The organism is Ruoffia sp. FAM 26255 (assembly GCF_045528525.1).
Taxonomy (GTDB): domain Bacteria; phylum Bacillota; class Bacilli; order Lactobacillales; family Aerococcaceae; genus Ruoffia; species Ruoffia tabacinasalis.
In genome coordinates, this window is the sequence record NZ_JBGQQX010000158.1 from 1 (window position 1) to 255 (window position 255).

Consider the following 255-nt stretch of genomic DNA (forward strand, 5'->3'; position numbering starts at 1 on the left):
GGGTCGCTGCTCGCTGTACCATCCATTGTAGCACGTGTGTAGCCCAGGTCATAAGGGGCATGATGATTTGACGTCATCCCCACCTTCCTCCGGTTTGTCACCGGCAGTCTCATTAGAGTCCCCAACTAAATGCTGGCAACTAATGATAAGGGTTGCGCTCGTTACGGGACTTAACCCAACATCTCACGACACGAGCTGACGACAACCATGCACCACCTGTCTTCTTGCCCCGAAGGGTTTCACCTATCTCTAGGC

General features: G+C 53.3%; 1 rRNA gene. It reads right to left on the reverse strand.

The features are described from left to right. Positions 1–255, reverse strand: a 16S ribosomal RNA gene (locus ACEN31_RS11720); the annotation flags it as partial.